Origin of the sequence: Massilia paldalensis, assembly GCF_044901715.1 — a bacterium.
GTDB classification, from domain to species: domain Bacteria; phylum Pseudomonadota; class Gammaproteobacteria; order Burkholderiales; family Burkholderiaceae_D; genus Telluria; species Telluria paldalensis.
Genome location: NZ_JBJCIU010000001.1, coordinates 80,277 through 93,967 on the forward strand (window position 1 = coordinate 80,277; position 13,691 = coordinate 93,967).

General features: G+C 65.2%; 11 protein-coding genes. 1 reads left to right on the forward strand and 10 read right to left on the reverse strand.

The annotated features are described in order from the left end of the window. Positions 1-16: 16 nt before the first annotated feature. Both ACI1V7_RS00395 and dut read right to left on the reverse strand, forming a co-directional pair. Positions 17-1,099, reverse strand: a complete 1,083-nt coding sequence (locus ACI1V7_RS00395; RefSeq protein WP_404529820.1) for a M48 family metalloprotease — start codon at positions 1,097-1,099, stop codon at positions 17-19. 19 nt (positions 1,100-1,118) lie between these two features. Further along, positions 1,119-1,580 carry a dUTP diphosphatase gene (dut, locus tag ACI1V7_RS00400; RefSeq protein WP_404529821.1) on the reverse strand — a complete coding sequence of 154 codons (462 nt, stop codon included), beginning with the start codon at positions 1,578-1,580 and terminating at the stop codon, positions 1,119-1,121. A 368-nt stretch (positions 1,581-1,948) separates the two neighbouring features. Here dut and ACI1V7_RS00405 point away from each other — a divergent pair, with 368 nt between their 5' ends. Next, the gene (locus tag ACI1V7_RS00405; RefSeq protein ID WP_404529822.1) at positions 1,949-3,604 is read left to right on the forward strand and encodes a hypothetical protein; all 1,656 of its coding nucleotides are present in this window, start codon (positions 1,949-1,951) and stop codon (positions 3,602-3,604) included. Positions 3,605-3,710: 106 nt separating this feature from the next. Here ACI1V7_RS00405 and ACI1V7_RS00410 read toward each other — a convergent pair whose 3' ends face one another. Genes ACI1V7_RS00410 through epsF form a run of 8 tightly spaced genes read right to left on the reverse strand, consistent with a single transcriptional unit; the run spans position 3,711 to position 13,648 of the window. Beyond that, positions 3,711-5,153, reverse strand: coding sequence for an Atrophin-1 multi-domain protein (locus tag ACI1V7_RS00410; protein WP_404529823.1), 1,443 nt, complete (start codon positions 5,151-5,153; stop codon positions 3,711-3,713). Positions 5,154-5,208: 55 nt separating this feature from the next. After that, positions 5,209-6,645 (reverse strand): O-antigen ligase family protein, encoded by a 1,437-nt coding sequence (locus ACI1V7_RS00415; RefSeq protein ID WP_404529824.1) that lies wholly within the window; start codon positions 6,643-6,645, stop codon positions 5,209-5,211. A gap of 15 nt (positions 6,646-6,660) precedes the next feature. After that, positions 6,661-7,743 carry a glycosyltransferase family 2 protein gene (locus ACI1V7_RS00420; protein ID WP_404529825.1) on the reverse strand — a complete coding sequence of 361 codons (1,083 nt, stop codon included), beginning with the start codon at positions 7,741-7,743 and terminating at the stop codon, positions 6,661-6,663. 43 nt (positions 7,744-7,786) lie between these two features. Beyond that, positions 7,787-8,758, reverse strand: a complete 972-nt coding sequence (locus tag ACI1V7_RS00425; RefSeq protein ID WP_404529826.1) for a glycosyltransferase family 2 protein — start codon at positions 8,756-8,758, stop codon at positions 7,787-7,789. Positions 8,759-8,803: 45 nt separating this feature from the next. After that, positions 8,804-10,273: a lipopolysaccharide biosynthesis protein gene (locus tag ACI1V7_RS00430; protein ID WP_404529827.1), complete on the reverse strand. Its 1,470-nt coding sequence runs from the start codon at positions 10,271-10,273 to the stop codon at positions 8,804-8,806. 24 nt (positions 10,274-10,297) lie between these two features. Continuing rightward, entirely contained in the window at positions 10,298-11,275 is a 978-nt protein-coding gene (locus tag ACI1V7_RS00435) for a glycosyltransferase family 2 protein (protein ID WP_404529828.1), read from the reverse strand. 41 nt (positions 11,276-11,316) lie between these two features. Beyond that, positions 11,317-12,216: a chain length determinant protein tyrosine kinase EpsG gene (locus tag ACI1V7_RS00440; RefSeq protein WP_404529829.1), complete on the reverse strand. Its 900-nt coding sequence runs from the start codon at positions 12,214-12,216 to the stop codon at positions 11,317-11,319. Positions 12,217-12,223: 7 nt separating this feature from the next. Next, positions 12,224-13,648 carry a chain length determinant protein EpsF gene (gene epsF, locus ACI1V7_RS00445; protein ID WP_404529830.1) on the reverse strand — a complete coding sequence of 475 codons (1,425 nt, stop codon included), beginning with the start codon at positions 13,646-13,648 and terminating at the stop codon, positions 12,224-12,226. Between the last annotated feature and the right edge of the window lie 43 nt (positions 13,649-13,691).

The window sequence follows — 13,691 nt, forward strand, 5'->3', positions numbered from 1 at the left end:
CGGGGTAAGCGGACGTTTAGGGCACCAGTGGCTTCTTCGCGGCCCGCTTGGCCTTGATCTCGCCGTTGGCCTTGTCGATCGCCGCCAGGCGCTGCGCCAGCGCCGGGTGGTTGGCGCTATAGCCGTTCAGCACCGTGGGCGGATAGGTGTCGGCCAGGCGGCGCCAGAAGGCGGGAGCGCGGGTGGGGTCGTAGCCGGCGCGCGCGGCCAGGTAGGTCGCCAGTCGGTCGGCCGCGGCGTCGGCGTCGGCCGGCATGGCCTTGATGCCGCCGCTGCCGATCAGCAGCGAGGTATCGGGCGTGATGCTGCGCAGGTTGTCGATGACGCTGGCCAGCGTGGCCTGGTTGCGCTGCGTGGCCGGATGGTTCAGCAGGTTGTGCGCCATCGTGCGCGCCAGCACGAAGGCGAGTTCTTCGTCGTTGCGGGTAAAGCCGATCATGCCGCGCGTGACGAGCACGCGGTTGCCGTCGGCGTAGGCATTGATATTGTCGGCGTTGCCCAGTTCGATGGCGAAGGCGCAGGCGCGCGTCACGGGGATCGCGATGTCGCGTTCGGTGCGGCGGCGCTCGATGCTCATCGGCAGGCTGGCCTGGGTGGCGATGATCCTGGCGAAGATGGTGCCCGCTTCGCTCAGCGCATTCTTGCCGACCGGGAGCGGCTTGCCGCCGGCCGCGAGCAGCACGTCGCCGACCTGCAGGCCCGCGCGCGCTGCGCCGCTGCCGGCCAGCACGCCCGTCACCTGCAGGTGTTCGTCCATGCCGAAGGCCACGTGGGCCGCTTCGTTGTACTCGCCCGGATACGACCAGCGGTTCTTGGCGGTGAAGCCGAGCAGGTTGCGGGCCTGGCCCTTGCACAGTTCCGCGTTCTGGATCAGCAGGGGCGCCGCGACCTTGTACAGGCGGTCCTGCAGGTCCGCCATCTTCGTCAGCGTGTCGGCGGCGGCGGCCATCTGCGGCGTCAGGCCGGGCGCCTCGGCCGGGCGCTCGACGCCGCCGGGGATGGCCGGCGACTGGCGCGGCGCCTGCGTGGCACAGGCCGACAGCAGCAGCGCTGCGGCGATGAGGGATGCTCCAGGGCGAAGAAGGCGGGTGAGGGTCATGCTGCTCCTTGTGTTTGTCTTATTGTTTGCCGGTGCTGCCGAAGCCGCCCTCGCCGCGTTCCGTGGCGATGGCGAAGTGCTCGACGAATTGCAGCGCGACCTGGACGACGGGCTGGAACATCAGCTGCGCGATCCGGTCGCCCGGCTGCACGACGTAGTCCTCGCTGCCGTCATTCGCCAGGATGACGCCGATTTCACCGTGGTAGTCGGAGTCGATCACGCCGATGCCCTGCGCCACGCGCACGCCATGCTTGAGCGACAGGCCCGAGCGCGACGCGACCACCGCGACCAGGCCCGGATCCATCATGTTCAGCGCCAGCCCGGTCTGGACCAGCGCGCGCCCGCCGGCGGGAATGGATAGCGGGGAGGAAATGCATGCGCGCAGGTCCATGGCGGCCGATCCGTTCGTTTCATAACGGGGCGCCGGGATTTCAGAGCCGAGCAGGGGATTGACGATGCGTGCTTCGATACGACGGTACATAAATTCTCACAAAAATGGAACGCGCGGCAAAGGCCGCGGGCTTGCTGAGCCTACATGATAGATGAACCCAGCCGATGATGGCGCTCAGCATTATGGACGTCCGACCGTCTCCAGGCCAGATGAACCCGCCTCGCATGCCGATCTGGCGATCGTCGATCGGACGTACGAATTGCACCGTAGCCATTTCTGCCATTCAAATACTTCGATCATATTGATCTCGACGGGTGGAGCACTTGCAATGGATCAGGGTTTCGCGCCACCGGCCAAATGACAATGCCTCGTGCTGGAATCCTTTTCATCGAGCAGCTATTCGCAGAGAGGAAATCATGAGGAAATGGGGGCGATGGGGCGTGTCCGGGGCAGTGTCCATGGCGTGGTGCCTGGTGTTGGTTGCATGCGGCAATGGATCGAACGACGCCGGGCAGGCGCACACATCCGCCAAGCTGCTCGCGCAGGCGGAAACGTCCGGCATCGCGTGGCGCCAGTGCGCGCTGGAAGACCAGTCCTGCGACTTCGCGGGCACGCGCGAGGTGCGCTACGGGGCGAACGGCAGCTATACGGTCAAGACGGTGACGGGGCCCGCGCAGTGCGGCAACGCCACGTTCGGCGACCCCGCCCCGGGCGTCGACAAGTTCTGCAGCCTGGCGCTGGAGACGCCGCTGCCCACTGCCTGGACCCCGTGCGCGGCCGAAGAGGCGACGTGCACGGTGACGGGCACGCGTCTCGTTCGCTACGGCGCGGACGGCCGCTTCGTCTACCGCAACGTGACGGGAGCGGTCCGCTGCAGCAATGCCGTGTTCGACGATCCGCTGCCCGGGGCCGACAAGGCCTGCAGCGTCGCGTACGACGGCATGCCCGCGGATCCATGGATCGCTTGCGCCGCCGAGGACCAGCAGTGCGCGTTTTCCGGCCTGCGCCGCGTGCGCTACGGCGCCGACGGCAGCTTCGCCTACCGGACGGCGACGGGACCGGTCCAGTGCGGCAATGCCGTGTTCGGCGATCCGCTTCCCGGCGTGGACAAGTCCTGCAGTTACTCCGCGACGCTGACCCAGCCTGCCGGCGACTGGACGATCGTCGACCTCGGCACGCTCGGCGGCGATGAAACCAGCGTTGCCGCCCTCAACGATGCGGGCAGCGTCGTCGGCTGGAGCCGCCTGGCCGGCGGCGCGCAGCGCGCCTTCGTCTACCGCGACGGCCGCATGAGCAACCTCGGCGTGCTGGCGGGGAACGATAGCAGCGCCGCCGTAGCGATCAATAACCTGGGCCAGATCGTGGGCAGCAGCTCGACCGGCGGCGACATCGCGAGCGCGCGCATGTTCTCGTCCGACGGCAGCAGCCTGAGCGAAATCGTCTTGCCGTTTACCGCGGTCAAGCAGGTCCAGGACATCAACGATGCGGGCGACATCCTGATCTATTACCGCGGCACGAGCCAAGGCGACTGCATGAGCCCCGTCGCGAGCTGCAATTACATTGCCAGGAAGACGGGCGCGCCCATCGACCTGCAAGCGAAGATTTCCAAGGGGCTGAAAATCAATAACGGCGGCGTGATCATGGCATTTTCCGGCAATTCGCGTGAATCGACCCTGCTCTACAACCTGCGCGACGCGTCCACCGTGAGGATCTCTTCCATTCCCGACGGCCCCGCCTTCCCGTACTACATGGCGCCCGTCGATTTCAATACCGCGGCAGAGCTGGTCGGCTTCAGCGGCTACGGCCGGCCGTTCCGCTATCGCCAGGGCGTAGTAGCCGATATCGCCTCGGTGATCGCCGGCGACGTGACTTCGCTTGCCGGCATCAACGACGATGGCGACATCGTCGGCACCATGCAGGCCGACGGCGGCAGCACCGTCTTCTTCTGGCAGGCCAGCACGGGCAGCCTGGTGGACCTGAATACCGTCGCCGGCGTCAGGGACGCGGGCTGGCAGCTGCAGAACATCAAGGCCGTCAACAACGCCGGCCAGATCATCGGCCAGGGCATCAACGGCAGCGGGCAGCAGCGCGCCTTCCTGCTTACGCCCCGTTGAAGAGGGGAGCGCCGGGGGACCGGCGCTGCTGATGGAGACGTGCCGGAAGGGGCGGACCGTGCGCGGCCACCGACACTGCCGGGTACGCTGCCGGCCACACTACCGCTTATTGGCGGGTCAGCAGCATGCGTATGGTTGCGCCGGGGCTGCGCGCGCGCGTGGTCAGCACGACCGTTGCCTTGCCGGCCGGCCAGGTGAATTGCGCGGTCTCCTTGTCGGCCAGTTCGCCGCTGTCGACGACGTTGTCGCCGGCGCCGGCCTGGCGCGCCTGCAGCCGGCACGTCGCGCCGCCCGTGGCGCGGCAGGCGACCTTGTAGCGCTCGCCCGGCGCCGGCTTGGCCCAGCTGACTTCGGTCACCTCATCGGCGAAGGTTTTCGTCACGACGGCACCGTCGCTGGCCCCTTCGAGCACCAGGCTTTGCGACCACGAGTCGAAGGACGTCCTGGCACGGCCTGCCGTCGTCGTCCAGGGCCCGCGCATGGAAAGCAGGTTGGGGCGCGGATCCTGCTGGCGCACCTTGCCGTCGCCATCGACCCATTGCCTGGCCCCGGTCACCTGGCGCAAGGCGACGCGTATCTTTTCCAGGTCGGCCACGTCCTGGCTATTCCACATGTGTTTATGCAGCTCGAGTCCGCTATCGATTTCGCTGTAGATGACGAAGCCCGTCGCATCGTTGCGGTCGACGACATAGGCGCCATACACCTTGAGGGTCTCCGCGATCTTCCTGATCCGCGCATCGTCGATGGCCGCGGTATCGAAGGAGGCGGGCAGCATCAGCAAGGCGCCTTCGGGAATCCGGCCCGTGTTGACGGCCTTGGCGTCCCTGTCGGCCGACGTCGCCGGCTGGATGTAAGCGGGCGCCGGCGCCAGTGCCGTGGTGGGCAGCGACATGCTCAAGGCATGGCGGTACAGCGGCTGGGCGTCGTTCACCTCCTTCGTGCGGATCAGGCCGCCGATGGCCGATACCCCCGCGGCCCGGGCCCCCTGCATCGCGTGCGCGGGATCTCCCCAGCCCGAGCCGCCCAGGCTGGTCCAGGCATACTGGTCCGCCATCCATTTGCCCTGCTCGAACCTGAGCTTCCAGAACGAGTGGACGATGCCCGCCGCCGCGTCGACGACTTCGGCGTGGCCATCGCTGCCGGATGCCGGCTTGACGTCTTCCGGCCAGCGGGGCAGCACGATGTCCTCGAAGCTGCGGTCGTCGACGCGCCATAAACCGGGTTTGTCCGGCGGACCATGAATGGTGACCGGCGCCCCCTTGCCGGACGGGGCCTGGAACACGCCCGTCGACCATTTGCCCGACTCGATCGCCGGGGCATACTTTGCCGCCGGGATCGTCGCGTCGCCGAACACCGGGTCGACCGGGCGGCTGTTCCAGGGCGAGTCGGCCGCGAAGGGCTTATCGAAGCTGCCCCATTGGCGTGCCTGGCCTTCCTTGCCGTCCTTGCGCGCGGACGGCTTGCGCTCGGCGTGGGTGAGCAGCGTCACCGACACGAGGGCAAGGAGCACGCCCCATGCGGCATTCCTTCCTTGGCGATTCCTGGTCACGCTCACCTCCTGTTTGCCGGCAGGCCGGCCTGTCGATCGCATCGCATCGCATCCGCTACCGGCAGACGACGAAGGCGCTGGCGGACTCCTGTCCTGGTTGCTCCGGCCGTGGCGCGTCGACCGGCACGCCCGGCAGCGACGACACGGCGCCCAGGAATAGCCAGTAGTACCAGTTGAATGCGAGATAGAAAATCATGTTGTCGGAGAAGGACACCGTCAGGTAGCTGACCACGGTCACCATGACGATGAAGCGCAGCATGCGGTCGACCTGCGCCAGGTTCCGCAGCAGGTAGAGCAGCCGGGCATGGATCCAGACATAGGCGGCCAGGCCGAGCAGGCCCACGTCGAACAACCACTGCACGTACACATTGTGCGCATCCCAGTGGATGCCGTCGCCGCGCGCGAAGAACACGGGCGCGTTCTCGGAAAAGGCGCCGATGCCGTAGCCGAACAGGGCGCGCTTCGGGTCCATCCATTCGAGCGCCGCCGTCCACAATTCGACCCGCCAGCGGAAGGAATCCAGCTTGGTCTGGCTCGTCACCACTTCGGGCGCACTCAGGTCGATGATGCGGTCGCGGATCGGTTCCACCAGGAGCACGAGGCAACAGCTGACCAGCAGGTAGAGCAGATAGCGGCGCTCGAACAACACGCCGAAGCACAGGAACATCGCCATGCAGACGAGCCAGGCGCTGCGGGTCTGGGTACACACCAGCATGCCGGACAACACGGCCATCCAGGCGACGAGGGCCGTTTTCCTGACCATGCCGCCGCCCTGGAGCGGCGACTTCAGCTGGTAGAACACGATACAGATCACGAAGGCCAGGTAGAAGGCGAAGATGTTCGGGTGGGTGAAGGTCCCCTGTATGCGGCTGCTCGACAGCGCCCCGAGCCCGGCCTGGGCAACCTGGACCATGCCGTAGGCGACCGGGATCAGGGACGAGGCGACGATCACCCGCAGCACTGTCCTGAAGTCCTTCATGGACGTGACGAACGTCGCCGCGCAGTAGAACACCGCGAAGTTCGATACCCAGGCAAGGATGAGGCGCAGGCTCTCTCCCTTGGACGGCGCGAGCAGGAAGCCGTAGGCCGTCGTGCAGAAGAACCATGCCCACGCCATCAGGAAGGGCTTCCTGCGCACCACCTCGTCCTTCGATATCATGAAGAGCGCGATCCCGATGATGCTGGCATTGACGATGCCGCCGATGCCCGGTCCTCCCCCCGCGACCGAGGCCCGCACGGATTCGAAGACGAGGTCGCACGCCGACCTGGCGGCGAGCACGAGGAAGAAGAAGGTCTTCTTGCGGGCGAAGAACAGGGCGGCGAGCGCCACGGTCACGGGCAGCGCGCACACCGCCGCGGCGCCGTCGCCCACGACCGCCAGGTAGGCGGGAATCCCGGCCCCCATGGCGAGCGCGGACAGGGCGATCGCCGCCGTCACGGCGCGGCCATGGACGGCGCCGGCAGGCTGTCCGGCGAGTGTGCGGAAGGTCATGGCGTCGTCCATGCGCTAGTCGATCGCCACCAGCGCCGGCGTTCCGGACGTCCGACCGGCGACGCCCGACCGGTGCATCAGCCAGGACTTGACCGTGTACCATTCCGAGCGGTCGGTGCCGCGGCGTGCCGCGTGGCGGAGGTAGCGCCCCACCATGGCGGCGGCGTGGCGGCGCACGAAACAGCGGCGGAAGTCCAGTTCGGCGTCCAGTGCCGGGGAGCGGCCCAGTCCCCGCGCCAGGCTGTCGCGCAGCGTCTCGAATTCGCGGTCGAAACGATCGCGGCCGCGGATGTCCACGAGCCTGTACCCATGGTTGCACATCGGCGCGGGATCGAAGGCGGGAACGTCCTTGAGGAGCGCGAACGTCCTGGCGAGATAGCGCGAGATCGCGATGGCGATCCGTGTCTGCTCGGCGTGCTTCCTGCTGCTGATGTTGTTGTCGTGCCACCTGAAGTGCAGCAGGTCTTCCTTGACGTTGCGGCAGCGGGCGACCAGTGCCAGCTGGCCGAACAGGAAATAATCCTCCGCCAGGCCGGACACCTCGAGCCGCTCTCCATCGGGCACGGCCCCGACGAAATCGCGACCGTAGGCGGCGCCCAGGCGGACGACCTGGTCGAGCCGCATGGCGGCAGCCGGGTGCAGGACAGGAATGCGGAAGAAGGACAGGGCGGCGATGCGCTCCGGGGCCGGCGGCATGCCGAAGCGGCCCGTGACGCGCCCTGCGCCGTCGATCACCTGTCCTTGCGACCCCAGCAGCACAACGCCGGGATCGGCTTCGAAGGCCGCCGCCAGTACCTGCATGCGATGGGGCAGCGACACGTCGTCGGCGTCCTGGCGCAGCACATACCTGGCGTCGCAGCGTGCGAGGCCCTCGTTCAACAGCCGCGAAAAACCGTGTGTTGCCGGGCACTCGATCACGACGAGGCGCTTGTCGGCCTCGGCCGCGCGATATGCGACGTCGAGGCTGCCGTCCGTGGACCCATGGTCGACGAGGAACATGCGCCAATCCGTGAAGGTTTGACGACGGATGCTGTCGATGGCTTCGTGCAGGTAAGGCAAGCCATTTTTTACCGGCATCAGAACGTCGAAGGTCGCCATGGTCGCTCCTGTTGGCTGGTCGAATGGGTCGCAGGTCGGGCGTTCACGCCGCTTTCGCACGGAGGGTGCCGAACGACAGCGTGCGTACCAGTTTTCGCGATGTGTAATGCAGGAACAAGCCCACGTTCCTCGGCGATGCCTGCGTGCGCAGCGCCTTCAGGTAGTAGCTGCCGCTCTCGGCATACCGGCGTGCCTCGAACAAGAGGTTGGCCAGCTGGTAGCGCGTTTGCGCAAGGGCCAGCCGGGCCGCGGAGCGCAGCGCCGGATGGGCGGCGAAGGTCCGGCCGGCGACATGGGCATCGAGCACCGTTTCGTGGTAGAGGAAGGTTTCGATCTGGTCGTTGGTCAGGTTGCCGTCATGGCCTATTTTCTTCAGCAATACCTCGCTCATGACGGTGAATTCGGTCACGAGGGCGCACCGTATCCACAGGTCGTAGTCTTCCGCCTGCTTGTAACGGGAGTGGAACAGCCCGACCGTGTTCAACAGGGCACGCTTGACGAGGACCGTCGATGTCGTGCCGACGAAATTTCCCTGCACCAGGGCGGCGAGCGGATCGCGCATCCAGTCGTCCGGCAGCGTGCCCGTGCGTGTCGCGACGCGCGAAAAATGTGCTTGCGCTTGCGGCTGATGTTGGGCGTGCGGCGCGGCGCCGTCCTGCACGACGTAATCGCAGCAGCACAGGGCCGAGCGCGGGTGGCGCGCCAGCGCATCGACCTGGCGCGCCAGCTTGTCGTCGTGCCACTCGTCGTCCGCGTCCAGGAAGGCGACCAGGCTGCACGTCGAGGCCGCGAATCCTGCGTTCCGGGCGCTGGATACGCCGCGGTTCGGGGTGTGGATCGCGCGGATCCTGTCGCCGAAACGGGCCAGCGCTTGCGCCGTCCCGTCCGTCGATCCATCGTTGACGACAATGATTTCCGTTGCCGGATGCGTCTGGCGCAGCACGCTGTCGATCGCTCTGCCGATGAACGCCTCGCCGTTGAACACCGGGATAATGACGCTGACATCCGTATTCATCGATCACCTCAGTTGTTGACGATTCCATGCCGATGGGCCGCGTCGTTACGACGGCCGTACGAGGGCGACGATGCCCGACAAATCCTGCTTCAGCACCATGCCCAGCACAAGAAAATAGCTCAGCGCCGCGCATGCCGCCTTGATGGGAAAGGCCAGCATCAGCGGCAGCGCCGACAGCTGCGGCAGCCGGTCCATCAATGCCAGGACGAGCACCATGACGAGGCAGGCGATCAAGGGCCGCGCCACCGTGTCGAGGATGCGTTTCGGGCCGATCTCGAGGCAGCGCATGACGCAGGCCATGCACGGCACGATATTGATCAGGTTCGCCACGAAGAAACTCGCCGCGACCCCGTGTACGCCCCAGCGCACGCCGACGAGGTAGGCCGTCAGCTGCAGCACGCAGCCGACGATGCCGAGCTTGAGCAACAGCCCCGTGCGGTCGAGCGAGAGGAAGACGACACCCGTGGTCGCCGTGACGGCCTGCAGGAAACCGACGGGAGCAAGCCATTGCAATACCGCCGGAATGCCATCCCACCTCGGGCCGAACAGCAGCAGGGCGAGATCCGCGCGCAGCATGCCTACCCCCGCCATGAGCGGCGCCGCGACGATGCAGATCGCCGCGACCGATCGCAGGTAGGTCGCCGCCATGGCAGCGCGGCTGTTCTGGTTGCGGCTGAACGCGGGGAACAGCGCGCGCGTCAAGGGGCCCGTGATGTTTTGCAGGGGGAACAAGGTGATCTTCGACGACATCGCATAGATCGCCAGCGGAATCGCGCCGAGGGCGCGGCCGATGATCATGCCGTCCGCGTTCTGCTCGATATAGAGCAGGACGCGAAACAGCGACACGTTGCGGCCGAGCCGGAGCACCGGAAGGATCTCCCGCCACGCGGTCGACAGCCGGGTCCTGTCCTCGACCGCGAGCCGGAGCTGGACATTGGTCACGAGCGTCGACACCAGCATCTGGCCGACGAGGCTCCAGACGCCGGCGCCGTTGAGGGCCAGCGATATGCTGGTGACGAGCCCGCTCGTCATGCTCGCGACCTCGATCCGGGCAAGGCGGCGAAATCCCGCATCGCGCTCGATCAGCGCCTGGGCCAGCAGGCCGAATCCGGAGATCGGAAAAATGAGGGACAGGGCGGCGATGACCAGGGCCAGTTCATCGACGCGGAATGCGCGCGCGGCCGGAACGCTGAGCGCCAGCAGGACGGCCATCGTCGCGAAGCCGGTGAAGACGTTGACGGAATGGACGGCCGATTTCAGTTCCTGCGTCAATTCCTGGCGCTGGATGATGATGGCCGACATGCCCAGGTCGCGAAACAGGAAGGCCAGGTTGGTGATCGTCATCGCCATGGCCAATATGCCGTACGCCTGTTGCGGCATGATGCGCGACAGTACCGTGACGCTGACGAGCTGGGAAGCGATCCTGACGGCTTGGGAGACCGCTGCCCACCTGATGCTGGAGACGAGACTCACGAGGTACTTCCTTCCTGTGCGGTTCCCTGCGGCGACGTCCATGACGTACGTGCTTGCGATTGCCCATCAGGCAAGCAGCCGCTTTCCCTGGCGGATCCATTGCCTGAACGTGAGCGGCAGCAACGTCCGTAACAGGTCTGCCCTGGGGATGTGGCGAAGGCGGCGCAACAGGAACAGGAGTTCGTGGAATCGCGGCACGATCCCGGCACGCCTGCATGCATGCAGGTATTGCCAGGCTTGCGCATGGAATTGCTGCAGCAGGACGGATCGGTGCCTGGCATGCAGGGTGTCCGCATAGACTTGCCAGGTGGATGTCAGCGCGCAGAAGTAGCCCGCCGCGTTGCGCCGGCTGGTCTTCGTGTGCATGATGGAGCCCGCCCGGATCCTGCGCATATAGAGTGCGCTCCTGCTGATGCAGGTGACCCGCGCCCGCGCGCACAAGCGTGTGATGACTTCGTCGTCCTCATGGACGATCGGCTTGAACCTGAGTTCGGTATTCCACAAGGAACGGCGCGACACATACAGGCAGGCGCTGGGCGAGAACAGCCTGGTCGCCAGCAAGGCCGCGACGGCATCCAGGCCGGTGGGATACAGGCCGCTCACCCGGCGCCGGAATTCGTCGCGCCTGACACCGGCGCGGCCTTCGCTGGGATACTCCGGATCGAAGAAGATCTCGCCCGAACAGAAGATGAGATCGACGCTGGGATTCTTCCGGATGATCGTGTCGATCGTCGTGACGAAATGGGGCAGGATGAAGTCGTCGGAGTCCAGGAAATAGACGAAGTCGCCGGTCGCATGGCTGAGGCCTTCGTTGCGGGCGGGGCCGAGCCCTTGATTGGCCGTGTGCACGATATGCACCGAGTCGACATGGGCATACCTGGCCAGGCGCTCTGCGGTCCCGTCGGTGCTGCCGTCGTTCACGACGATGATTTCATGGAATTTTTCCGTTTGCGCCAGCAGGGAATCCATGGCTTCTTCGAGATATCGCTCCACATTAAAGGCGGGAACGACGACGGAGATCGATGGATGGTGTTTGAAACTCATTCATGCATCCTTGTCTTGAGTTCTTGGGAGGCCTGCAGGCGTTAGCCGATGCGGAGAATCGTTCCCACCACATTCGCTTTTACGGCATCGAGGCTGGACATGAAGCGGGACAGATCCTCGCACCGGGTCATGTCCTTGCGGGCAAGCACGAGCGTATGACTCGCTTGTTCGGCGACAAGTAATGCCTCGATATGATGCATCCCGGCAGGGGTATCGAGGATCACCATGTCGAATTCCTTCTGCAACTCGCCGAGCAGCAGAGCAAACACGGGTCGGTTCAGCAGTTGCTCTGGACTGGGTGGCAATGCGCCTGCAGGCAGCAGGGACAGCGGTCCCAGGCCGTTGACCTTCTCGACCATGCTTTGCAGCGAATGGCGTGCCAGTGCAATGGACAATCCATGCTTGGCGGCGATGCCGAAAAGCTGGTGCTGCCGAGGATTGCGCAGGTCGGCGTCGACAATGATCGAACGCATGCCGATCTGCGAGAACAGCACGGCGAGGTTCGCCGCCACGAGGCTTCGTCCGTCCTTCGGATGCATGCTCGTGATCGCCAGCGTATGGCCCCTGCTGCCTCGCTTCGTGTGCCGGGACATCAGGATCGTCCGCAGCGAGCGCAGCGGGCTGATGCTCGGACAATCGGGATTGTATGCTGCGACGACCTCGGTGCTGATCGCACTCTCGCCGAGGGCGAGGGTGCTCACGTCGAACTGGCGGCGCAATATCAGGTCGATCTGCCCCTGGGTCAGCAAACCCAGCCGCACCGCCTCTTCGCCGAAACGCAGGCCGGTTTGTTGCTGAGAGCGGAGTACCTTTTCGACCTGCTCCTTGTTGAGTAATCCTTGTTCCTTGAAATAGGCGCCAATGGCGGAATACATTCGTACTTCCGGAGGGACATAATGTTCCTCGCGGTTGACAGGCACGTTGTCGAGACTTTCCATCATCAGCCTCTCAGGAATGACCATTCGGTAAAAGCGCCAGCGACTCCGCTTCCAGCAGCGTCGACGAGTTGACTGGCCCAAGCTCGACCATGATTGGCGTGTGCGTTATCGATGCCAGGTCGTCGATGGAACGAATTCTCCGGTCCAGGAATTCCTGCAAGAACGCGGCACACACGCCGAGCAGCAATCCGGCCAGTCCGGCAAGCGCGGCGATGACGAGCTTGCGTGGATTGCTCGGAAGAGCAGGGACCGATGCGGCGGTCAGGATCGCGACGTCGGATTGATGCGATTGTCCCTGGATGCTCGTTTGCGCCAGGCGCTGCGACAAGGCGTCATAGACACGCTTGCGGTTGTCCACTTCTTTCCCCAGCAGCGTCAAGGTCGTGCGTTTCCGGTTCAGGTCGAGCACCTTGTTTTTTTGCTGGGTGAACGCGTCCGTCAATTCCGCTTCCCGTTTCAGCAGGATCGACGTATTTGCCTGGAGCGCCGCGCCCAGCAGGGATGTCTGGCGGGTCAGCTCTTTTTCGATCGAGTCCACTTCGGCTTTCGCCGCGACGGCATTCGGATGCTCCGGCGTGACGATCTCGGTGACGGAGCTCCATTTCATCCTTGCTTTGCTCAAGTCGCTTTTCAGGCTCTGGATCAGGGCATTGTTGGCGATGTCCGGTGCTTCGGTGGCTTCGCCGTGCATGACTTGCATGCTCTTCGAGTTCGCCTCCATTAAGCTGGACTGGACGGCGACCAGCTGCGAGGAGAGCTCGCTCAAGCGCGCAGTCTCCACGTCCGCCATGCTGTCCGAACTGATGATTCCCGTCTCTTGCTGGAAATTCGCCATCTCGGCCAATGACGCTTCCATGGCCCGGCGGGCATCGCTCAATTGCTGGTACAGGTAATCGGACGCCAGCATCGCTGGCTTGGCGTCCAGTTCGATGACCATCTTCCTGTACTCGTCGGCGAACGCGTTCGCGGCGGCAGCGGCAAATTTGGCGTCCGGCGCGCTGAACATGATGGTCAGCACGCTGCTGTCGTGCGAGGGCTTGACGTCGATTTTTGCCAACAGTTTTTCCGCGATCCACAGAGCGAGGCCCTCCGTGCCCTGCGCCGTCTTCACTTCGCTCGCATACCTGGCCCGATAGGCGGGGTCGCTCGTCAGGCCAAGGCGCCGCACGACCCGTTGCCCCAGGGCCGGGCTCTTGATGATGTCGATCTGGGTGGCGACGTAGGTCGAGAAATAGCCGGACGAGGCCTGGGCGGGCGTACCGCTGCCCGTCACGGGGTCGGACCCCTTGTAGTTAAGGATGAGACTGGTTGTCGCCTTGTAAGTCTTGGGCGCGACGACGGCGATGACGGCCGCGCCGACGAGGGTCAGCATCATGGCGAGCACGATGGTGCGGGCACGCGCTTTCAGGATGAGCCACAACCGTAGCAAGTTCATCGTATCCTCATGGTTTCGAGCCGTGGGAAAGCAAGCGATATGG